Raw genomic sequence first — 25,408 nt, 5'->3', positions numbered from 1 at the left:
CTCATATGGTCAACCTCATAAGTTGCCATTTTATAATTAATGTTTTTATTTTACTACGTACTGTAAAAGCAGTCAAACACTAGCGTTTTACGACTTGAATAGTTTTTGTTAAATCATTTTTAGGGCTTGTATTTTGATCCGAACTATAACCAGTATATAAGTCATTTTGCTCTTTAACTGTTTGTTTATTATGCTCTTTTTTAGCTTTAGCCTCTTCTTCTAAGCGTTTTTTCTCAGCTTTTACTTTTTCAGCTTCTTCTTTTGCTTTGCGTTTAGCAGCCTCTTTCTCTTCTTTAGCTTTCCGTTTTGCTTCTGCTTTAGCTGCTTTTTCTTTTTCTTTTTCTTCTAAGCGTAATTTGTATTGTTCAAGCTTAGTTAATGGTTTAGCTTCTTCAACTACAGGTTCAGGAACAACTGCTGTAGGAGATTTAGGAATACCACGTCCTAAGTCTTTTTCTTGAATCATAGTAATCGTAGAAATATCTTCAAACCCTTTACGCCATGCTGCAAACCCACCAAGGTGTAATTCTTTTACCAGATCAAGTTTTAAGCCTAACGATGTATTATCTTCAAACCAAATACGATCTGAACCAGCAGCTGTTGGAATAGATAAATAGTATAACTTTAATCGATCGTCCCAAGTCATTTTATCTCTGTAATTAGCAAAGTAATTCCCTGTATTTTTCATAGCCAGTGTTTCACCCTTAGCATAACCATTTGTATCATGCCATAAGCGCATATAGAATGGTACCCCTAATATTAGCTTTTGAGAAGGAACTTCAGAGAGCATTCTTTCTGTATGGCTACGAACCCAAGGATAACTTGCAACAGGACCTGCAGTAGTACTCTTAGCCCAAGTTTCGTCATATGCCATAAGAACTACATAGTCGACAGTATCTGCCAAAGCTTTGCGGTTATACACTAATGACCATTCTGGACTATCAGAATACCCGGTCACATCGATAGAAGTTTTAATATTATATTGATGTAAATGATTAGACAAATATGATACAAATGTTGTTAAACGATTGCGGTCAGCATAATCGATGTTTTCAAAGTCAAAGTTATAACCATCAAACCCATATATATAGGCATATTGAACAAGATTATGAGCATATTTCTTCCATACCGATTGGTCCGCCAAAATACCACTTGTAAAATTAGAGTCAAACCGATTAGTAATCAACGGCCAAATATGATAGCCTTTATTCTTATACGCTTTCACATAATCAATATTAATATTTGGACTTGCTTCTAAACCTAAGCTATGTAATTTAAACCAACTTGGAGAAATGATATTATCACCACTCGTATTGAGTTTTGCCTGATATGGAGCGCCCTCCGCTGTCCATGGATCAAAAGCCCACGCCAATGGTGTTTGCAATGTATAAGGCGCTTTCACCGTAGATGCTTCTGGTGCAGGGCCTAAAATAAGTTGACCATTATTTTTTGTATAACTAACACCCAGCATAGCTGGTTCAGACTCAATATCTACATAGGATAGACCATCTTTTTTGGTAATGGGCAATTTAACAGGTTCACCTACGGATGTAGGATTTAAAACAACCTTATCACCTTGTAATTCACTTTGTGGAACATACACGGTATATGATGTTTTATATTGATTTGCTTCGTAATGACGTGTAGTATTAGCTAAAAATTGATCTAATGGAACCAATACTTCTGCATGTACGAATGTACTTGATAATGCGGACATTACTAAAGCCGTTAACGATTTTATAATAGTAGATTTACGAATCATGTACTCTCCTAATTCTAGGTCCCATACTGGGATACAATACCAATTTCTATATTATACCATATTATATATAGTTCATCTCTTTTCTTGCACGAAGGATATATGTAATTTATAATTTAATCTATGTACTAATAAAAATTATCACATAAGGAGTTTTGTATGCATCAATATTTATTTTTCATAGGGGACTTCCCTATTAGAGCCTATGGTACCATGTTAGCTTTGGCTATCATCTGTGGTGCCTCTGTTGCCTATGTACTTTTGAAAAAGGATGGTCGCGGATGGCATGAACACATCATCGACTTTTCCATTACTGTTGCCGTAGCTGGTCTCATCGGTGCTCGCCTATGGGATGTCTTTTTCTTTGATTGGGATTATTACGGTAATCATTTATTGGAAATTCCCTTTGTTTGGCAAGGAGGCATGGCCATTCAAGGTGGCGTAGTACTAGGCACAATTGCGGGCTATTGGTATCTTCGTAAAAACAAGATTGACTTTTGGGCTTTTGCCGATTTATTTGCCCCTGCATTGATTTTGGCTCAATCCGTAGGTCGTATGGCAAACCTCTTAAACGGTGATGCTTTTGGTCATCCTACGGGCGGTAATTATGGTATTATCTATCCTGAAAGTACCCTTGCATACCGCACCTACGGTAATCAACCGCTTTGGCCTGCCGAAGTATGGGAAGGTCAAATCGATATTCTTATCTTTGTGGCCCTTCTATTATTTGGATCTTTTAAGCATGCTAAGGGTCAAGTATTCGTACTATATGCCATTCTCTATTCTACGGCTCGCTTTTTCTTAGAGTTCTTACGTGGCGATTACGTAAACGTAACGTTAGGTCTAAAATCTGCTCAAATGACGAGTTTAATAGCTATCATTGTCGGTATCTGTGTATTCATCTATCTAGGCTATCTAGAAAAGAAAAATCAAAAGGTACTTGTTGATATAGAATCAACAGTAAAAACTAAAAAACGTAAATAAATTACATATAAAAAGAAAAGTCCTGCATTCATTGGTTTTACCATTGAATGTAGGACTTTTACTATTTTTTGAAATAAAACTATTTCTTAAAAGGATATTTCTTATAAATTTTCTTTAGCTTTTAGAGCTTCCAGTTCTTCTAAAGCACGATTTGCAATCAGTGCATTTTTTTCTTTTTTCTTACGTACTTTTTGAGGCCACGACTCCATAATGCCAAAGTTGACATTCATTGGTTGGAAGTTAGATCCTTCGTAGTTAGAAATATAGTGGCTAAGAGAGCCAATAGCCGTCGTCTTAGGGAATTCAATAAACGGTTGTTCCTTTAAATAACGATATACTTGTAGACCTACCATGAGACCGCTAGCAGCAGACTCCAAGTAGCCTTCTACACCTGTCATTTGACCAGCAAAGAATAGACGTGGTTCTTTTTTTAGTTGGAATGCGTGATTTAACAAATCAGGAGAATTGATATATGTATTGCGATGCATAACACCATAACGAACAAATTCTGCATTTTCGAGTCCTGGAATCATACCGAATACACGCTTTTGTTCACCCCATTTTAAATGAGTTTGGAAGCCTACCAAGTTAAACATGGTGCCTTCCTTATTTTCCTTACGCAATTGTACCACTGCGTAAGATTCCTCATTGGTACGTTTATCCACTAAGCCTACAGGCTTTAATGGTCCATAACGTAATGTATCTTCACCACGGCTTGCCATGATTTCTACGGGCATACAGCCTTCAAAGTAGATTTCTTTTTCAAAATCCTTTGGCTGTACGGCTTCAGCTGTTTTAAGCTCATGCCAGAACGCTTTATATTCCTCTTCTGTCATAGGACAGTTAAGATAATCCGCATCGCCTTTGTCATAACGAGAAGCAGCAAAAACTTTATCGTAGTTTAAAGATTCAGCCGTTACGATAGGTGCAGCAGCATCGTAGAAGTAAAAGCCTGTTTCACCAGTTAGGGCTTTAATCTTATCTCCTAATGCTTCAGACGTAAGTGGACCAGAAGCAAAGATAACAGTTCCCTCTGTAGGAATCTCAGTTATCTCTTCGTGATGAACTGTAATATTAGGATGGCTCTTTACCTTCTTCGTCACCATTTCACTAAATAAATGACGATCAACGGCTAATGCACCACCGGCAGGTACAGCAGTTGCATCGGCACATTTCATAATGATGGAACCTAAACGACGCATTTCTTCTTTCAAAAGACCTACTGCATTTTCAATATTACCAGCGCGCAACGAGTTACTACATACGAGCTCTGCAAATTGATCTGTTTGGTGCGCCGGAGAACTTTTCACAGGGCGCATTTCATATAAGTCTACATGAATACCTCGGTTAGCGAGTTGCCAAGCCGTTTCAGAGCCTGCAAGGCCTGCACCAATAACGATAACATTTTTATTATTCAATTGTAGTTTCCTCTTTTCTAGCTTTACTAGACTTTTTAGATTCTTTTACAGGTTCTTCACTAGCTTCGCTCTTTTTCTTTCTTGTTTTCTTTGGTGGTCGAGTCGGGCAAGTTTCATTGGAACAGAACTTTTTAACTGTACCATTTTTATATGTCTTTTCAACCATTATAGAACCACATGTTTCACAGAAATCATGGGTTGGCTTATCCCATAATGTAAAGTCGCATTGTGGGTATCGATTACAGCCATAGAAAATGCGTCCGCGACGGGACTTCCGTTCTACGATTTCCCCTTCTTTACATTTAGGACACATTACCCCAGTTCCCACTGTAATAGGTTTTGTGTTTTTACATTCTGGAAAATTAGAGCATGCTAAGAACTTACCATAGCGACCAAATTTATATACCATTGGACTATGACAAAGTTCACATATCTCATCGCTTTCCATAGATGCAATTTCAATACGGTCTACATCACTTGCATCTTCTAGTTCTTGCGCAAAGACCTCGTAGAAATCAGATAATACTTTTACATACGTATCCTTACCAGATGCGATAGCATCAAGTTCTTCTTCTAGATCACGGGTAAAGCCAGTATTGATGATTTTTTCAAAATATGTAATCAAGAAGTCTACCACTACAAAGCCTAGCTCAGTAGGCACGAATTGTTTATTCGTATTTTCCACATAGTTACGGCTTACGATAGTATCTAGAATTGGTGCGTATGTACTAGGGCGACCAATGCCAAGTTCTTCTAATGTCTTGATGAGACTCGCCTCGGAGTAACGTGGAGGTGGTTGTGTAAAATGTTGTTCAGGCAATACCTCTACCGTATGGGCAGCATCATTTTTTTTCAGAGCTGGCAATTGAGGTGCATCCTCTTTTTTCACATCTTCATAAACAGCACTGAAACCTGGGAAGATAACACGAGAGCCAGTTGCTTTAAAGGTATAGTCATCTTTAACATTCAACTCAATCGTTGTGGATTCATTTTGTTGAGGCGCCATTTGGCTCGCCATAAAGCGATTCCAAATCAACGTATATAGCTTAAGTTCATCACGACTCAAGAATGGTTCCACCATTTTAGGTGTTAACTCGAGAGATGTAGGACGAATCGCCTCATGCGCATCTTGTGCAGAACCTTTAGAACCGTACACATTTGGTTTAGATGGATAATATTCCTCCCCATAGTTACGAAGAATAAAGTCCTTAGCCATAACTTGCATCTCTTTAGAGATACGCGTAGAATCTGTACGCATGTACGTAATCAAACCTACGTGGCCATAGGAGCCAATTTCTAAACCTTCATATAAATGTTGGGCGATCATCATCGTACGCTTAGCACCAAAGTTCAATTTACGCACGCCGTCTTGTTGCAAGGTGGATGTTGTAAACGGGGGGGCCGCTTTACGAGAACGTTTGCGCTTTTCTATATTTGTCACTACTGCATCTTCACCGCCAATAGCATCAACCACCGCTTGTGCATCGCTTTCAGTAGTAATATCGATTTTCTCGCCTTTAATATGTGTCAACTCCGCTGTGAAAGATTCTTTTTTAGGTGTTTCAAAATTACCTTTAATGGTCCAATATTCTTGTGGTTCGAAGGCTTGGATTTCGCGCTCTCGTTCACAGATGAGTCGAACTGCTACAGATTGTACACGACCAGCACTGAGACCCTTACATACTTTTTTCCAAAGTAATGGACTCAATTTATAACCTACGATACGATCTAATACACGGCGCGCTTGTTGAGCATCTACCATATTCATATCGATGGTACGTGGAGCCTCCAAAGCCTCTGCTACGGCATTTTTAGTGATTTCATTAAACGTAATACGACATGTAGACTTAGGATCTACATTTAGAATGTACGCTAAATGCCAAGAAATAGCTTCCCCTTCACGGTCAGGGTCAGTTGCGAGCAATACGGCACTGCTTTCATCAGCATAAGAAACTAGTTCATCAATAACCTTTTTACGTGTTACCAAATTACTATAGCGCGGCGTGAAATCATGCTCTATATCGATGCCCATTTGAGATTTAGGCAAATCTCGTAAATGGCCCATACTCGCTTTTACAACGTAGTTGGGACCTAAGAATTTTTCAATTGTTTTAGATTTAGCAGGAGACTCTACGATTACTAATACTTTGCCATCAGGATTATATACGCGAGGTTCCCGTTGCTCCGGTGGCACTGAAGTTTGTAGTACAGATTTATCCCGTACAATCCCCATTGGAGTAAGGGCTTCCTTAGCTACCTTACGCTTTATCGTAGTACTTTCTTTCTTAGTATTTTTCTTTTTTGTGTCATTACTAGTACTAGCTGCTTTCGGCTCGCCAATAACGATAGATCGTTTAATGGACAAGTATATCACTCCTAGTCATATTAATATAGCCTCTCGGCGGATGATTCTCTATAGCCCCTTCCATTTCTAATGTTAGTAATAAGGGCTGTAGTTGTTGTAATGGAATACGAGTCGCTTTCAAAATATCACTAACCGTAATACATCGATCATGAGGTATTTCATTCAATATTACACTCCTATCCACATTAAAGCTTAACATAGAGCACCCTTTTCTATCAACACTTTGACTATGATTCCCTATTTGAACGCTAGCTTTTACGCCTTTATTACCTTTATTATTTGTTGGTAAAAGTTTATGTTCACTAGAAAAATATTCCCGCATTGTTAAATGGTATTGTTCAACTATATCCTCATAACCAGTAAGTACATATGCACCATTTTTCATTAAGAATTTATTTCCATCTGCTGTATGGTCTAATAGATTACATGGTACCACAAATACATCTCGACCTTCACTAACCGCCATATCTGCCGTAATCAAAGAACCACTACTAGACTTGGCCTCCACTACGATAACACCTCTGCATAATCCACTAATGATACGATTCCGTGCTGGGAAATGTTTTGCGGACGGCGGTGTACCTGGCGGGTATTCGGAGAGAAGTAACCCATTATTTTGTAATATACGATCAAATAATTTTGCATTTTCTCGAGGATAGGTAATATCTAAACCACATCCCATAACAATGATTCCATACCCCTGACTAGCCAGAAGGCCTTCATGACCATGTGAGTCTATACCACGCGCCCCACCACTAACAATAATGGTACTATATTTACCTAATTCCTTGCCGAGCATTCTCGCCACATTCCGACCATATAAGGAGCAACTCCTTGCTCCAACAATAGCAATACGATTTAAGCGTCCATCTAAGAGTGCCCGATTACCTCTCATAAATAAAATGGCTGGCGGATTATATATATGATTTAAAATAGACGGAAAGTCTTTGTCTAAAAAGGTAGTAAAATCCATCTGGTATTCGTCTACTTTATGGATAATATACTCTAATTTTTCATCTTTAGCCGATGCTGAAATGGCACGTTTATCAGATGCAGAAATATATGTATAAGATTTTAAGTTTTCTACATTCTTAATAGCTTGCCACGCATCATAAGGGGATCCAAAATCCTCTATAAAACGCCTTACATATGTGGCTCCAACATTGTATAAGCTTTGTAATCCTGCAATATAAATATTGTCATCGTATCTAATCATATAAACACCTAGTAATTCTTTCTAAGTATATAATCATTAATTTTATATAGAATCAAACAACTACTTTTGGCAAATAAACAACTACTAAATTTATGAGATAATTACTTTATTTGCCAGTTCTAAATAACATTGCTTCAGAAATATGATGTGGTTCTACTTTTGGATTTTCTTCTAAATCAGCAATTGTACGAGCCACCTTTAATATGCGATCAAAAGCTCGCCCACTTAAATGAAAATGGTCAAATATATTGCCTAAAACACTCCAAGCCTTATCTGTAATATTGCATAGTTCACTAATTGCCTTATGGGGAACTGCTCCATTCGAATTAAAGTCAAAACCTTCATATCGTTTCTGTTGCATAGCAGTGGCCATGATAACTTGTTGTCTCATACTTTCACTCGTCATATTTGAAGATGATGTATCTAACAGCTGTTCAAGGGTCGGTCTCTCAACGGGAATATGCAAATCAATACGATCCATAATCGGCCCTGATAACCGTTGCTGATAGTTTTTAACCATCGTTTCTGTACAGACACATTCCTTATAAGGATCATGGTAATACCCACAAGGACAAGGATTGGCCGCAAGAATACAAATAAAATTAGCTGGATATATATAATTTCCTTGAGACCGATTTATAGTAATCGTTCTAGACTCTAAAGGCTGTCGTAATGCATCGATTACTTGGCGTTGAAACTCAGGCGCTTCATCCATAAATAATACGCCTCCATGAGCTAATGTTACCTCTCCAGGACGTCCCTGTATCCCTCCACCGACCATACTAGCCAAAGTTGCCGTATGATGAGGATGTCTAAAAGGTCTAGATTTCACTAGCCCATTATCACCTAGTAAACCTATTACATCTTGTATACGACTCACTTCAACAATTTCATTCCAAGTCATAGGAGGCAATATGGTCGGCAATCGTTCGGCCATCATCGTTTTACCCCCACCTGGAGGCCCTATCATAATACAATGATGATGACCTGCAGCACTGATGAGCATGGCTCGTTTGCCTAACTCTTGACCTTGTACATCGCCAAAATCAACTGTATATGGTTGATTAGTCTTTATAGTTATACTTTCATCCGTAACAGACGTATCAACACAATTATTACTAATCATAGTTACTTGTGGTTTACTGATTGTATCTAGATTTTCATTGCTTCCGGTTAATGGCATAGACTCTAAAGGCCCTAGAATTGATTTATTGGCATTGTGTTTATCTACTTTTCCTTTTTTGATACTTATTTGTTTATTTTTATCAACTACCTTTGGCTTAATTTGTTCCTCTAAAATAGTAATAATTTCTTGTAGTGATGATCCACCATATATAGTTAAATTAGGAATAGACTGTAGCACTTTACTATTTTCAATACTTGTATAAATTTTTGAATAATTAGCATCTAATCCTGCTAGCGACATAGCTAGAGTCCCAAAGGTCGGTAATAACGAACCATCTAACGCTAACTCTCCCATAAACAAACTCTTATCAAATAAAGCCGAAATTTTAGCTTTACGCCCATTTATCTGTCCTGATGCAAGCAGAACCCCTAAAGCGATTGCTAAATCGAGCCCAGCGCTACTTTTACGAATTGTAGCCGGGGCTAAATTGACTACGATGCGTCTCATTGGAAATTCGTATCCACTATTTTTAATGGCCGCTCGCACTCGTTCACGAGCCTCTTTAACAGATTGATTAGGTAGTCCAACGATATCAAAGACCGGCAAACCTTGTGATATATCAACCTCTACAGTAATGATACATCCATCAATGCCGTGTAAGGTGGCTCCATTTAATTTTGCGTACATAAACTGACCTCACTAAAAGCACTGTGGTAAATAATGAATAGAACTTTGAAAGTCTTCGTGCAAATACACCTCTATTACATCAAAGGATATTTCCTTCCAACGGCGCTTTTTTTGATTTAAATCATATAGAAACAACATGGCAGCTCGTTTAATATGCTTTTGTTTTTTCTTGGTGACTGCCTCACGTGCCAAACCATGTTGCATACCCCGACGTGCCTTGATTTCAATAAAATGATAGACTAAATCACGTTTAGCAATGATGTCTATTTCGCCTAAACGGGTTCGATAATTTGTATCTACTACCGTAAGTCCCATTTTTTCAATATAATTGGTAGCTACTCGTTCTCCCCATTTGCCCAGTTCTTTTGAATCGAGTTCATTAAAAGCTTTACCAGTACTAATCGTTTTCATATATACCTCCTAATAAAGTGTATCTGCAACAACAACTCATAGAATTTAATATCTATACTATATTAATCTTTCAACAGGTAATACTTACTTGTAGCGTAAATTATGGAGGTAACAAAAGTAAATACAAAAGAGGTTCCTAATAGTCACATAGGTGACCAATAAGAACCTCTTTACGGTTATAAACTATATGCAATTTATAATGATAATACGAATAAAACTAATATAACTAATACAACTAATACAACTAATACAACTATAAGACTTAACTTAATAGTCTAATCATAAAATAAATTTATTATCCATATATAAATAACTAAAATTTAGTCAGGTTTAACCCAACGCACAATAGATTTAATAGGCTCAAAGCTCTTACGATGAAGCGGTGTTACCCCTTGTTGCTCGATAGCTTCTTTATGTAATTCCGTATAGTAACCTTTATGAATACCAAAGCCATAGCCAGGGAACTCATCATCAAGGCTCTTCATATATCGATCTCGCGTAACCTTTGCAATGATGGATGCAGCAGCAATATTAGCGCTTTTGCTATCACCTTTAATGATGGATTCAACGGGAATCCTCAAATCAGGCAATTTCATAGCATCGGCTACTACTGCTTCAGCTGGTACGCTAAGCGTACGAATAGCCTCATACATCGCTTGTCGCGTTGCTTCATAGATATTTAGCTCATCAATCTTTTCTGGACCGTAAGAAATACAGCTAACAGCAACGGCTTCGTCCATGATGATATCATAGAGTGTTTCTCGTTTTTCCTCTGTTAGTTTTTTAGAGTCATTAAGGCCTGGAATTAATGTCATAGGTGGCAAGATAACAGCAGCTACCGTAACAGGCCCCGCAATAGGACCACGCCCCACTTCATCGACACCAGCCACATGATAAATACCTTGATCATAGAACATGCCTTCATAGTCATACATACCCATGAGGCGTTGCTGTTCTTTTAACTCTTTTTCTTGACGCTTAATATAAGAAGCAGCCAATTTCTGTACAGAACTACGAGTATCCTCTTGAGCAAAAGACAAAATCTCTAAGGCTTGTTCAGTTTCAAAGAGAGCTTTAATATCTGCTACTTTTAACTTAGAAAATACATCCTTATCCATTATGACTCTCCTCACCATCTGCAGGGTAGTACGGTTCTTCATCAACTTGATCGAGAGTAATTGTACCTAACTTAGTATTGCGATAGTCTTGCAAGATAATACGGCGAGCCTTGTCAAAATCTACAATGCCACCGCTTACAAGACAACCTCGACGACGTCCAATGCTTTCAAGAATCGTATCAACATCGGTCATCTCTTCTTCTTTTAATTTATAACGCTCTACCAAAATATTTGGCGTGTTCGTCAATAAGTAATTTAATAGTTGTTTTATAACATGCTCTAAATCATAAACATCATCGGAAATGGCACCTGTCATAGCGAGGCGAGCCGCTGCACGTTGGTCCTCTAATTTTGGCCATAATACACCTGGTGTATCAAGCAATTCAAGATTTTTACCGATTTTAACCCACTGTTGACCACGTGTATGACCTGCCTTATTAGCTGTACGCGTTGCAGCAGAACCAGCCAAAGAGTTAATCAATGTAGATTTACCAACATTAGGAATGCCTAAGATGATAGTCCTAACAGAACGACTGCGAATACCTTTCGCTACCCAACGATCAATGATAGGTTTACTTAGACGTTCTACGGTAGATAGTAATTTTTTATTGCCTTTGCCAGATTTAGAATCGATAGCCAATACTGTAATGCCTTGTTTAGTAAAAAATTCAGTCCATTCCTTTGTGGCTTTAGGATCAGCTAAGTCAACTTTATTTAACAGTACAATATGTGGTTTTTGACCAACGAGTTCAAGGATTACAGGATTCGCACTAGAGCGAGGAATACGCGCATCTAATAACTCGATAACAACATCTACCTTCTTGATGTACTCTGTAATCATACGAGTAGCTTTCGCCATATGCCCAGGGAACCAATGTACGATAGGTGAATCTGCCATTTTATATCCTTTCTACATACTTTATATACATCTCATAGAGATACTTAGTATATTTTATATTTATCTTTTTACAGCTCTATATTCCTCTATTATAATTCTTTAATTCATAGAATAATAAAATAGAACTATTTATATCTAATTTTAGCAAAAATAAAAGGCTGCCAACGGCAGCCTTTTATGAACATTAGCGTTTTTCGCGAATACGAGCAGCTTTACCAGTAAGGTTACGTAAGTAGTACAATTTAGCACGACGAACAACACCACGGCGCATAACTTCGATTTTAGCTAAACGTGGGCTGTGAAGTGGGAATGTACGTTCTACACCTACACCGGATGCAATACGACGAACTGTAAAAGTTTCACGTACGCCACCGTTTTGACGTTTAATTACCAAACCTTCGAACACTTGGATACGTTCACGAGTACCTTCCACTACTTTTACGTGTACGCGAACTGTGTCACCAGCGCGGAAAGTAGGGATGTCTGTACGAAGTTGTTCTTGTTCAAGTACGTTAATAATGTTCATTGTTTCCTCCTGTTTGCAGACATTCAATACCTACACCTTATAGGCAGCGGACTGTCTCAAATTAACAGCAATATAGTATCATAAATCACGTACTGTTAGCAAGTATTTTCTATATTATTTTAATAATCCAAATAATTACGTATTATTTACGTATAATTGGTCGTTTTAACTTACCTAATAAGCGGTATAAATTCTCCTGTTCTTCATCCGATAAATCAGAGAACATTACATTAAGAAATTCGTTAAATGTATGTAAAAGAGTTTTGCCTAACCGTTTCCCCTCATCTGTTAAAGTAACTACAGATATACGTTTATCCATATAATCAATATGTTTTGTAACATATCCCAATTCAATGAGAATATCTGTCTGCTCCGACACAGTAGCGGGACGCATATTTAGAGCATCTACTAACTGCTTCTGTGATGCTCCTTGGGAACGCATATATAATTCAATAATAATTCTATCACGAGACTTTTCTTTGCCGCTTGGCACCTTACACAAGGCTTTATATAATTCATCATGATTCATAATCATCTATCTCCTCATACAACTTTGTATATTATAAAGTATTCGTCATAGTCTCTAAAAATCCTGCATAAAATTTGCATATTCTTCGTAAAAGCAAAAAAGAGGTACGCACGGTACCTCTTCTCCTGTATATCATTATAAAAATTTTAACTTTTACTAGAATATGTTATTTTAATGCGCTAATATCGCCAATAATAGCCATTACACTGTATGCTAAACGAACGAGTTGTAAACGGTTAGCTTTAATAGCTTCATCTTTATCCATAACCATTACATCTTCAAAGAATTTGTTAATGGCTGGAACTAAAGTAGCTGGAACTGCCACGACTGCATCATAATCGCCAGCTTCCCAAGCAGCACTACTTGCTTCAGATGCTTTAGAAGCAGCTTCGAACAATTCTTTTTCAGCATCTTCTTTCAATAAATCGCTATTAACACCAGTATATTCCACATCTTTTACAAGATTGTACATACGAGTATAAGCTTGAACAAGTTCAACGTTTTCATCGATGCGGTTAGCTAACAATGCATTTACAAGACCTTCAGCATCAGCAACAGACAATTCGTTGTTAGATAACAATAAGTCAATTACATGATGAGGAACTTCGCGATCAAGGAAGATATTTTTCAAACGAAGTGTGAAGAACTCTTCTACTTGGTCAAGCAATTCGTCTTGTTTTTCAGCTAGTACATTAAGTAATTCCATAGATGCTTTGAAGATTGGACGTAAGCTGATATTCCATTCGCTACCAAGCAAGATATTCAAGATACCAATTGTTTGACGACGCAATGCATATGGATCTTGAGAGCCTGTAGGGATTAAACCACGGCTGAAAGTAGCGACGATGTTATCTACTTTATCGATGATGGACAATACTTTACCGGCCTCAGTTTGAGGCAATACATCACCTGCAAAACGTGGTAAGTATTGTTCAAAAATAGCTTCTGCCACTTCAGGGGATTCACCATCGAGTAAAGCGTATTCCTTACCCATGACACCTTGTAATTCAGTGAATTCTGTAACCATACCGGTTGTAAGGTCGGTTTTAGCGAGCTCTGTAGCGCGTTCTAACACAACAGCTGTATCTTCGTGCAAGCCACATTCTTCACCAAATACACGGCCCAATTTAAGTAAACGTTCAGTTTTATCCGCTAAATTACCAAGACCTTCTTGGAATACAATTTTAGTCAAACCATCTTGACGGTCGATAAGAGGTTTCTTGCGGTCTTCGTTGAAGAAGAATTTAGCATCATCAAGACGGGCGCGCAATACACGTTCATTACCAGCTTGAACTACTTCAATAGAATGATCGGAGCCATTGCGAACGGTTAAGAACATTGGCAACAATTTGCCGTCTTGATCAACTAATGGGAAATAACGTTGATGGTCTTTCATTGGTGTGATGATGGCTGCATCTGGAAGTGTCAAGTAAGACTCTTCAAAGCCACCACACAATGCTGTAGGCCATTCAACAAGATAGTTGATTTCTTCTAACAAATCATCATCCCAAACGATGGATGCATTTTTAGAAGCTGCCATATCATGTAATTGTTTGGAGATCAATTCACGACGTGCGTCTTGATCAACCATAACAAAGTTTTCTTTTAATGTATCTACATAGGATGCTGCATTTTTAATAGTGATTTCATCAGCCCCTAAAAAACGATGACCACGTGTTACATTACCAGATTTTACAGTAGCAAATTCTACAGGAATTACTTCTTCATCAAGTAAAGCTACAAGCCAACGTACAGGACGTACGAACTTAGCATCTAAATTACCCCAATGCATGGATTTAGGGAAGTTAAGACCTGTAATCAATTGAGGTAACATATCTGTGACGATATCTTTTGCAGGAACCCCTGCAGTTTTGGTTTCAGCGTAAATATAGCCGTCTTCTACAACGAGATCAGCTACATCAAGACCTTTACCACGAGCAAAGCCGATAGCTGCTTTTGTGGCATTACCGTCAGCATCATATGCGATAGACGCAGAAGGACCTTTATGACGTTCACTGATTTCAGCAGATGTGTCAGCAAGACCTTTCACGATAAGAGCCAAACGACGTGGTGTGCCGTATGTTGCGATGCTTTCAAAAGAAAGATGGGCATCATTTAATTTTGTTTCAGCCAATTGTTTCAATTGACCTAAGATATTTGGCATAAAGCCGGCAGGAATTTCTTCTGCACCGATTTCAAATAATAAATCTTTTGCCATCTTATTTATCTCCTTTCAAAAGTGGGAAACCTAACTCTTCGCGTTTAGCGAGGTATTGTTGTGCACAAATACGAGCCAATGCACGTACGCGGCCGATGAAAGCAGTACGTTCGCTGATGGAAATAGCGCCACGGGAATCAAGTAAGTTGAATGTGTGGGAACATTTCAATACATAGTCGTAAGCTGGTAATACATAACCAGCTGCACAAACGCGTTTTGCTTCTGCTTCGTACATATCAAACAATTTGAAAAGCATATCTGTATCAGCTAATTCAAAGTTGTATACGGATTGTTCAACTTCGTTAGCATGCCAAACATCACCGTATGTAACATTTTCATTCCATTTAAGGTCATATACGTTTTCTACGCCTTGAATGTACATAGCCAAACGTTCTAAACCGTATGTAATTTCTACGGAAACTGGTTTACAATCAATGGAACCAACTTGTTGGAAATATGTGAACTGAGTTACTTCCATACCGTCGAGCCATACTTCCCAACCAAGACCCCAAGCACCCAATGTTGGAGATTCCCAGTTATCCTCAACGAAACGGATATCGTGATCTTCAGCATGAATACCCAATGCAGCCAAAGATTGTAAGTACAATTCTTGGATGTTATCTGGAGATGGTTTCACGATAACTTGGAATTGATGATGTTGGAACAAACGGTTAGGGTTATCGCCATAACGACCGTCTGCTGGACGACGAGAAGGCTCTACATAACATACAGCCCATGGTTCAGGACCAATAGCATGTAAGAATGTAGCAGGATTCATTGTACCTGCACCTTTTTCTATGTCATATGGATTTTGAACGATACAACCTTGATCGCTCCAGAATTTTTGTAAATTTAAAATAATCTCTTGAAATGTCATTGCTGCCTCCACTTTACACAACCGACATAAAATCAACCATTTCGTTACAAACAAAAAAGTCCCTGTAACGAAAAACGTTACAGGGACGAGTATACCCGCGGTTCCACCCTATTTGGCTTGCGCCCTCTTTTTTCTATGTTGGCCTTTACTAACAGATACCTGCGTTCCTGCCAATGCTCTACAGCGCCTTCAACCAAATGTGAGCTTACACCATCCTCACTCGCTAGAGAGGTTTACTACTCTGCTTCATCGCATATATTATACACAATATTGTAGCAATAGAGAGGGATGAATGTCAAACTATTATCTAAAACTTTTACCCCAAATATATGTTGAAAAATAAATTAATACCTATATCTAGCTAAATATATAACTTGAATAAAATTATATAGAAAATAAGATAGCCATTAAAAATAGCAATATAGTAAAGAAAGTAAATAAATAGTAAATCCATTTATGGTTACTATTTTTAAATATTAGCGAAAACAAGTAGGTACTGAATGATAATAGTAAAAACTCAACTAGATATTTAAATTGTTTATTTATATCATCTAAGAACTTAAAATCCACAAAAAATACAACTAAAAATATTCCTAAACTAATTAATCTATATTTTTCATTTATGTCCTCATTAGATCTTCGAATATATTGAATTACACTATAGGCAAATGCTAAAAACAAGGATATAGTAGCAAAATAATATACTAATTTCATTTATTATTTTCACCTCGTTTTCTAATCTCTTCATCTGTCGGAATATCTTGTCGTAGCTCCATTTTTTTTATATCTCCTGCTATTCCACCGGAAATACTTCCTAAAGTTCCTAAAGAATAAGATGAAACTGCTGTCGCAATTGGTCCATAAGGATATCCTAGTTTGAATCCTTCTGCAGTACCATAAGCACCTCCTATTGCAGAGCCTATTGGAGGAATTAAATTTGTCCCCCAAGCTTTAACTAAATTGGTTCCACTATAGGTATAATAGTCTTGCACAAAATCATTTGTCATGCTTCCTATACTAAAAACCCCCCCCAATCTATTAACTACTCTAAAAGCAGGTTTAGCATTCTCAGTATAATATAAATACCCCTTTAAAGGTTGATTGGTCAACTCAGATGTAGTATTAGTTAAAACCGACTTTTCTAAATCTCTAGTACTTATACTATTAGTAGGTTTACTAACTTCTATAGTATCATTAGGATTATTAGAATTTAAATTATAGTCAAATATTTTGGTTGTACTAGTGTGGTTATTATATAAAATATCTTTATCAACACTTAAAGTTAAATTATTAATAGAATTATTATTGATTCTATCACGTTTCTGTTTTTCATATCCATATAATGCACGCCCTTTTTCTACACCATATTTATCAATATAGTCATTTAGCAAGGAGTCTTCATATGCTTTATTAGAAGAAACAATTCTAGAACTAGCCTCTTGTTTGTACATACTAAATGAATCTTCTAGGCCATTTGATGTAACATATTTATATACTAAATTGTTCATAATATCTTGGAATGAACCCGATCCAATTACTTCTGGTATACTACTTTCCAATTCACCATTTAAAAGTATGGATGTTTCATTATTAGTTTTATAGATTGAATTATGATTGTATTCATACCACATAAGGGTATCATAATAAGCAAGTTTTCTAACCCATTCGTCTAAACTAATTTCTCCATACTTAAAACTTCTATAATCACGTAACAAGTTTAGCTGATCGTCATGGGTCAACCAATTATTATCAACGGCTGAATTTATCAAAGGCACTGCTATTGATTGATCACTAATACTTTTCCCTAAAATTATACTAACTAACTTTTGCATGTCAGGATTATCGATTTTTCTTAGAAGTGGTTGTGTAACTTCATTTATTGCACTAATTTTAAATCCATTAAAAGAATCATATCCAGAAAGCTTCGATATAGTTGCACCAAGCGCACCATGTAAAGCAACTTTATAAATTCCACCATCATCCCATTTTTTAGCCTTGTCCAAGTATTCTTTTGCTAATTTTTCATTATTAGCATTTTCAGCAGATTCAGCTAATATTACATATTTTTTTTGTTCGCTAACAGCAATATCACCAATTAATTTATATCCATGATCAGAAATTTTAGATAAAAGAATTTGTTTTTCTTCTACTGTTTTCTTATCAAAAATCGGTGCTAGTTTATTTAATGCTTGTTCCGTATCATGATTAATCTTTTCTAAAGATTCTTTCTCAGCAATTTCAATGATACCTTCACTGATGGCAGAATGAGTAGTTGATTTAGAATTACCTTTCACAGGAATCCCCATTTTAGGGCTGCCAGTAATACCTATCGGATTATTTTTAGAGCGTTTAGTTGTAGATAAACTATATCCAGAAGTTTTTGCTGAATAGGATGCTTTATTTTGAATATCATTCATTTTTAAAGAATTAGAGGATAATTTATTCTTGGATTTATCAGGACTCCCTTTAATTATACCACCTGTAAGTGTAGTTGCATTATTTACCTGTACATTATATCCACCATCACCTGCGTATATACCAGCCTGATCTGTAACACTTGCATAGTGACTGTCTGTAGTGCCTCTCGAATTATCAAATCCAACTCTTACAGGTCCACTCATTCCATAAGATACAGATATACCTTTATTTTTACTTATTTTATGGTAGTCATTCGTATCTTGTAAACTTTCAATATTCAAATTATGTCCAACTTTTGTGGTCACACTTTCACCGATGACCTTAGAACCAATAATTTCTGTATCATTTCCAGAGACAGTATTGACTTGTTTACCACGAATAACAGTTCCAGTATGCGTCTTAGTTGTCTCTAATGCATTTTCTTTACCTTTATACACATTAGCATCTAAACCAATAACACCATTACCGTGAGGACTAACTGTGGCACCAACAGACCATCCTGAGCTTGTATATGTATCGCGTTGTACTAAAGAGTTCGTTCCTGCATCTATACTTAAGTTATTTGATGCATTTAGATTAACCTTTGGAGCCTCTACAATACTACCTTTAATATGAATATTTCCTTTGTCACTATTATCACTATCTGCAGTAATACTTACATTATTTTTGCTCCCTATAGAACTACCTATATAATTTTCTTGATTAAGTTCGCTATGCTGTTTAAATTTACTTGAACCAATACCTACTTGTATATTGAGTAAACGATCTTTTTTAATTCTATTATTTACATTATTAATCGCTGTTCTTACATCTGGATGCATAGCATTGCTCTCTTCAGGATGTTCTGCCTGATATGCTTTATTAAGTTCATCAGCCTTAGCAAGTATATCTTTTTCTTTTTCTACAAGTTTTTCTATCTTAGCATTTTTATAAGAAGTCCCATCATTATAAGCATGTTTTAAAGTATTTGCAGCCTCAAGATACTCTAATGTTGATAAGTTGCTATTTTTTCTAGAGTTAGCACGCTTACCAAGTTGCTGAACAGCATTCAATTCATTAACAATTTGACCACCAACACTTACAGTAAGACCGGAACGCTTCTCCTCGTGACTTTGCACTACATGTGCAGTATTATGTTTTCCATCAACCGTTACATTTTGAGCAGATAAGTCTATCGGTTTATTACTAAAATAGTTTGTTGTTGTACTGTGAATTGAATTACCAGCACTAACATTTATCTCGTCCTTAGAGGAAGAAATATTGGTAGCAACTTGATTTTTATATCTGCCATCTGTTGTATCAGTCACTTTTTTACTACCAATAGTAAAGCCTATACCAGCGCCCATTAAGCCAGATTTTTTACTATATTGATATACATCATCACGTTGTGTTTCTTCACCTGAATCTGTACGCACGTCATTACCTGCAGATACGGATACATCTTTTGTTCCCAAAATATTAGAACCTGTTACCGAAACATTGCGATTAGCTTTCACATTAATCGTATCTCCACCAATTGTTGAAGATAAAACACCTGTGCGTTCATGATCTGTACGTATGATATTAGTTGTACGAGATAGTAAACTCTTTTCTTTGTATTTTAGACCATATTCATCACGACTATAACTTTGCCCATTTGTAATAGTAACATCATTTCCAGCTTCAACAGATGTGACACCATGTTCACTATTAACAATACCATTGCGGATATTTACATCATTTCCTGCATGTAAATTAACATTACTATCACTTAAAATAGCTGTACCTAATTCAGTACGACGATCTGTGCGATTATAATTCTCACTATTAACAGTCATATCCTTTTTAGCGGATAATGCCTCTGTTGTTAAATTAATATTCTGACCAGCCTCAATCGTTGCTTTAGAATTATCTCCAGTATAAACAATAGCACCTTTAAGGTTAACATCTCGTTTAGCAGATAAAACTAAATCGCCTTTTTCTCCTACACCTATAGTTCCTTGGCGACCAACAATATCGTGATGTTGTAATCTATTTACATGAGCACCTACATTAATATCACGACCAACATTAATATTAACCTGTTTCTCACCATGAATATTACCAGTATTTATTACGTCTTGAGATGCCTTAATAGTCACTTTACGTCCATCTATACGACCTGTATTTTCTACATCATTAGCCCCTAATACAATTGTATCTGCAGTCATAATGCCTTGATTTAGAATATCTGCATTAGTGTTGCTAACAATAGCTTTACCACTTATGATTCCACCCATTGCATCAACAGATTTTGCAGGTTGTTTCGCTAAATATACTTTAGGATATAGAACTTGTTGAGCTTTTCCATCTACTACAACTGTTTTAGTTTCTAACCACACCATATCAGTCGTTATAGCTTTCATTTGTTCTTTAGATAAGGCAATTCCAGGTGTTAATTTAAAAGCTTTACCAAAAGCTACACCAGCCTCTAATAATGCTTTATATTCAGCTTCATTATCTGTATAACCTTCTAAATACTGTTTACCTGTAGCTGATACTATTTGCTCATTAATAAGTTGCTGTTCATAGAATCCATCACCTAAACGTTTGAATCTTCTTTCAGGATTATTTGTCAACGCATCAATCATAAATTGAGAGGATAAAAAATTCTTTCGATTAGTAAAAGCAGGGTCAGTCTCTATCAAAGCATTAGCCGTAATAGCAGGATGAATATCATATAGTGCCTCTGTTGGTAACGATAAACCATCTATGGTTTGACTTGCTTTACCTTTGCCCCCACCCAGACCATATGGATCTAAACTATCATTGACCTTTGCAATAGTAGCTTTGGATACTTTATCTTCAGCGTGCTCTTTTAGAGTACCAATTGGTTTTACATTTTCTTCAGTAATCGACGGTGTCATAAAGACTTCAGGGCCCCAAACACGTATACGTTTACTTCTATAACCATGACGTTTCCTTTTCTTTTCGGTTCTACTCTCTTGAGTAGTTCCAGTAATAAAGGTTTTATCACTAATCATATCTGATATGTTTTGTATAGAGCCCTTTGTTTTAAAAGTTCCTCCTGAAATCACGCTGCTATTATCATTATAAAGTATACCAGTAGTTACTAAATCACCACCACTACTAATGATACCTGGATCATCATTGGTAATCTTTTTGTGAGTTTGTTCGGCTTCACTTCTAATGATTGTAAACTGATTTATTCGGTTCTCATTCTTATTCATTTCCTTATTATAAGCTTCATCTTCAGGCGTTTTAACTGGTTTTACATGCGGTGTACCATAACCACTTGAATCATCAGCATATGGGAACTCAGACTTATCAAATACCTGACCTTCTAATTTATGATTTGGATGAGTAACTTTTATTTTATCTGGATTTTTAGTAATCCCATCTGAAACACGCTTGGTTCCTAACGCAACATTATTATTTTCTACTGTAGGAGTATCAAGTTTAATAGACTTTGTAGCTTTAATAGTCGCCCCTTTATTATGTATACCATCTTTAGCAATAAAGTCCATAGTTCCACCACTATAAATGAGACCTTTACCAGTATTATCTATTGTATTTGAAGTTATATTAACGTGATTACGACCCGCAATTACACCAGACTTATGAGAATCTAGTTCTGCCTTAAGAGCAGTAACTTTCTCTTGTACATCATCATACGCTTTTGTTAAATCATTAATCCGTTGACGATGTGCGTCTAACTCAGGCTTGGTCTTATATTTAGATATATCAGCATTCCATTCAGCATCAAGTTCATTTTTTGCCTTTTCTAGCTCTTTACCAGCTTTATGATAGCGTTCTTCTATTTCACTATTAGTATGATTTGTAACTATATTAGCTTTAATATCTACTGTATCACCATAAATACGTCCACCTTCATGATTATCTATAGATTTAGCATTTATAGTTGTAGTATTTCCAGAGTTGATAAGACCATTATTGTTTACCTTTTCTTGACTATGTACAGTTGTAGAGGAATCACCTTGAACCACACCATTTGAATGAATTGCTATACTTTGTCCATCTAAAATAGTATTGCCATTACTTGTAACGCCACCATCAACTACAATTTGACCATCACTAGTAATACTAGAGGCTTGTGAAGAACTTACTACACCTTTAACATTTACCCCAAGACCAGTATTGGTCCCTTTCAGAGTAATAGAATTTGCATACATACCCCCAATTGCGGATACATCTAAGCCAATATTGTTAGAATTACCAATTTTTTGCGTGTCTAATGTATTAGCATCTATTTTGTTCTTACCCGTGCGAGCTTCGATCGAATTTGCCCAGATTCCAGCATTTACACTCGCTGCTTCTGTTAAAATTTGTAACGAGTTAGCCTCTTTGGCATTAAGACCGTTTCTATTAATAGCAACAATTCCTCGCTCCACCCGATATGAGTTTAGATTTCCTGATAAATCATATTCAGGTTTACCTGTAGTTAATACTGCTCGATCTGTATTGATAAATCCGCCACCATCTACAGTAATACCATTAGGATTTGCTATAACTACTGAAGCTTTATGACCTGCTACCTCAATAAACCCGTTCATATTGGTTGGATTGTGTGAAGTAATCTCATTAACAATGACATTGGCAGAACCACGCATCATATTAGTATTACCAGGAACATATCCACCAAGCTTGGTATTAGACATTTGGTAAGAGTTATTAAGAATTACACCATTTTGTGGTACGTTAAAGTTAGTATAATCATTTCTAGATACTCCACCAGCGCTAGGGCCTACGACATTTACTAATGTGACACCATTAGCAGCTTGTCCAATCATGGCTTGTCTTTCATGTGGCGCATTTCGATCTACCTCTATAGGATTTTCTGCATATACAAACGGTACGACTAAAGGGTCAACGATCATTAGCCCCATAGTAAGCCATACTGCAATTTTATATTGTAATCGTTTTTGTTTCATATTTACTCTCTCAATTAATACGTATACTATATTAGAACCGCACACCTGCTTGGAAACCTGCGGTTACAGAATCAGTTTTGTAACCACTTGGTTTATATAAAGGAGCCCCAACAAATACATCATAGAATAATCCAGATATAAATTGCCCTCTTATCCCAAGACTAGTACCAGCAATAAATTTTCCTGTAAATACCTCTGTACTTGGACCATATACGGCGCCAAAATCAATATTAGCATAAACACTTGATTTCCATTTAGGGATGTAACTAGCAACCTCATTACGCATATACCAGCCACTTTCAGCCATTAGTGTATTTTCACCATCAAATCCTTGTACAGTATATCGATTCCCAAGGCTAATCATATCTCTAGAGAATAAACGTTTATCCCCTAATGTCCATTGTCCATGGAAAGATGTAGTTATACTTGCTGGTCTATGTCCCCATATACGTGGAATTTGATAATCGACATCTAACAATAGTTGAGTATATCGAGTACTAGGCGCTCCATTACCATATTCTGGTTGCGAACCAAACCAACCAACCCCTTGTTTAATAGCTGCTCTAGAGTATAATGTATTTTTCTTTATGTATCTACGTTCTGATATACCTACTTCTAAAGAAGCTGTATTAGCACGTTGTACAGCAATTTCTACATCATTAATATAATTTTTAGCATTACGCTTGCTGATAATAATATCCCAACTACGCTTAGTCATTCGATCTCGATGAAATACATGATTCCACGAACCTCTTACAGTCTTTGCATGACTAGAACTAATAAATGGAGTAGCCATAGAATTAATCGTTTGATGATATTTCATATCACTATAGGAAATACTAAAGGTGTCCTTCCCTCTAGGTATTGAATAAGAAATAGTATGGTTTCGACTACCTTTTCGTTCACCATCTTGAGCAGCATCTCGATTAATACTTAAGTTTAATGAATCATTAGCATTAAATATCCTATCAACTCCAATTGCAGCCGTCCACTGCAGTTTACCAGTATCTTTTAGTCCAGAATCATCTATGGATATCATTCCATGAATTGGTGGTTTTTTAGTAGTTTCAAGTACAATATTCGTAGCTAACGGTTTTGTTCCTGGCTCAAGCTCAACAGACACATTTTGAGAACCAATCCGCTTCATTTGCTCTATCCCCTGTTCTATATTTCGAATATTAAGGATATCCCCTTCACGAATAGGAAATGCATTTTGCCATGGCAATGGTTGTGCATACGTTTTATATAAGACAGACTCTACGCGACCGAGTTGTAAATTAAATTGTAGATTACCTGAAGCTAATGATTGGGATGGAATACCAATCCGAGACGTGACGTATCCATGTTCTATAAGTGCAGTATTTAAGCTAGTAGATAATCTATTTACATCTTCAACTGTAAGTTTGCGATTTACAAATGGTTTAATTGTTTTACGTAGAAACGTAAACTCGTTAGGCACATCTAATTGTATCTTCTTTTTTTGTGCTTCATAATATAATGGACCTTTAATTAATCGTACACTTGCTGCAGAACTATTATCCACAAATGTCGTCTGATCCATAGTAGTATTTATCATATTACTATATGTTAATTCTGCAGACTGACTAATAGGTTCTTCTACAACACGGATATGAGATACAAAAAAAGATGGCTCTACATGTGCTGGCTGTTGTGCCGGTACTGTATAACCATCTTGTGGTGTTAAAGAACCAGATGAAAAATCTATTCCACCTGTTTGTACTGTAATTCGTCCCTCTCCAAGCCGCGCCTCTCTCGCTAGTTGTTGTTCTCTCGATCTATCTAGTTGTTCTTGAGTATCAATAGGTTTAGCACCCAAAATATGTATTGGTACCATACACACTAAACTTAGACAGAATAATAACTCTCTCTTTTTCATATTGCTCCTTTTGTAATAAAATATAAATCT

General features: G+C 36.6%; 15 protein-coding genes. 1 reads left to right on the top strand and 14 read right to left on the bottom strand.

The annotated features are described in order from the left end of the window. Positions 1-79 precede the first annotated feature (79 nt). Positions 80-1,762 carry a glycosyl hydrolase family 18 protein gene (locus AAAT26_RS02100; RefSeq protein WP_008601000.1) on the bottom strand — a complete coding sequence of 561 codons (1,683 nt, stop codon included), beginning with the start codon at positions 1,760-1,762 and terminating at the stop codon, positions 80-82. A gap of 156 nt (positions 1,763-1,918) precedes the next feature. On the opposite strand from AAAT26_RS02100, the gene lgt reads away from it, so the two are divergent. Continuing rightward, on the top strand, positions 1,919-2,743 hold the full coding sequence (gene lgt, locus AAAT26_RS02095) for a prolipoprotein diacylglyceryl transferase (protein WP_024061640.1): 825 nt from the start codon (positions 1,919-1,921) through the stop codon (positions 2,741-2,743). A gap of 101 nt (positions 2,744-2,844) precedes the next feature. Here the strand turns inward: lgt and trmFO are convergent, their stop codons facing one another. The 13 genes from trmFO to AAAT26_RS02030 all read right to left on the bottom strand — a co-directional run bounded on the left by trmFO (position 2,845) and on the right by AAAT26_RS02030 (position 25,378). Then, entirely contained in the window at positions 2,845-4,161 is a 1,317-nt protein-coding gene (trmFO, locus tag AAAT26_RS02090) for a methylenetetrahydrofolate--tRNA-(uracil(54)-C(5))-methyltransferase (FADH(2)-oxidizing) TrmFO (protein ID WP_349208784.1), read from the bottom strand. Then, entirely contained in the window at positions 4,154-6,526 is a 2,373-nt protein-coding gene (gene topA / locus AAAT26_RS02085) for a type I DNA topoisomerase (RefSeq protein ID WP_349208783.1), read from the bottom strand. Before topA ends, trmFO begins: the two co-directional genes overlap by 8 nt. Continuing rightward, positions 6,516-7,742, bottom strand: coding sequence for a DNA-processing protein DprA (dprA, locus tag AAAT26_RS02080; RefSeq protein WP_077708447.1), 1,227 nt, complete (start codon positions 7,740-7,742; stop codon positions 6,516-6,518). The genes topA and dprA overlap by 11 nt, the downstream gene beginning before the upstream one ends. Positions 7,743-7,848: 106 nt before the next feature. Continuing rightward, positions 7,849-9,555, bottom strand: coding sequence for a YifB family Mg chelatase-like AAA ATPase (locus AAAT26_RS02075; RefSeq protein WP_077708448.1), 1,707 nt, complete (start codon positions 9,553-9,555; stop codon positions 7,849-7,851). Between the two features lie 12 nt (positions 9,556-9,567). Further along, positions 9,568-9,966, bottom strand: a complete 399-nt coding sequence (locus tag AAAT26_RS02070; RefSeq protein ID WP_004696986.1) for a YraN family protein — start codon at positions 9,964-9,966, stop codon at positions 9,568-9,570. A gap of 320 nt (positions 9,967-10,286) precedes the next feature. After that, positions 10,287-11,084 (bottom strand): ribonuclease HII, encoded by a 798-nt coding sequence (gene rnhB / locus AAAT26_RS02065; protein ID WP_077708449.1) that lies wholly within the window; start codon positions 11,082-11,084, stop codon positions 10,287-10,289. After that, positions 11,077-11,982: a ribosome biogenesis GTPase YlqF gene (gene ylqF, locus AAAT26_RS02060; RefSeq protein ID WP_060919830.1), complete on the bottom strand. Its 906-nt coding sequence runs from the start codon at positions 11,980-11,982 to the stop codon at positions 11,077-11,079. The genes rnhB and ylqF overlap by 8 nt, the downstream gene beginning before the upstream one ends. 184 nt (positions 11,983-12,166) lie before the next feature. Beyond that, positions 12,167-12,508 (bottom strand): 50S ribosomal protein L19, encoded by a 342-nt coding sequence (rplS, locus tag AAAT26_RS02055; protein WP_004695921.1) that lies wholly within the window; start codon positions 12,506-12,508, stop codon positions 12,167-12,169. Between the two features lie 142 nt (positions 12,509-12,650). Next, entirely contained in the window at positions 12,651-13,037 is a 387-nt protein-coding gene (locus AAAT26_RS02050) for a MarR family winged helix-turn-helix transcriptional regulator (protein ID WP_077708654.1), read from the bottom strand. 166 nt (positions 13,038-13,203) lie between these two features. Next, positions 13,204-15,255, bottom strand: coding sequence for a glycine--tRNA ligase subunit beta (gene glyS, locus AAAT26_RS02045; RefSeq protein ID WP_077708450.1), 2,052 nt, complete (start codon positions 15,253-15,255; stop codon positions 13,204-13,206). Position 15,256: 1 nt separating this feature from the next. Next, positions 15,257-16,132 (bottom strand): glycine--tRNA ligase subunit alpha, encoded by an 876-nt coding sequence (gene glyQ / locus AAAT26_RS02040; RefSeq protein ID WP_021148183.1) that lies wholly within the window; start codon positions 16,130-16,132, stop codon positions 15,257-15,259. 710 nt (positions 16,133-16,842) lie between these two features. Continuing rightward, positions 16,843-23,481: a two-partner secretion domain-containing protein gene (locus AAAT26_RS02035; RefSeq protein ID WP_024062584.1), complete on the bottom strand. Its 6,639-nt coding sequence runs from the start codon at positions 23,479-23,481 to the stop codon at positions 16,843-16,845. Between the two features lie 31 nt (positions 23,482-23,512). After that, complete coding sequence (locus AAAT26_RS02030; RefSeq protein WP_024062585.1) at positions 23,513-25,378, bottom strand: ShlB/FhaC/HecB family hemolysin secretion/activation protein; 1,866 nt, start codon at positions 25,376-25,378, stop codon at positions 23,513-23,515. Positions 25,379-25,408 lie beyond the last annotated feature (30 nt).

The sequence above is a fragment of the Veillonella parvula genome (assembly GCF_040094895.1).
In the GTDB taxonomy this organism is placed as follows: Bacteria; Bacillota; Negativicutes; order Veillonellales; family Veillonellaceae; genus Veillonella; species Veillonella parvula_L.
The sequence above is the reverse complement of the archived record's forward strand: the minus strand, read 5'-3'. Positions and strand labels throughout refer to the sequence as shown.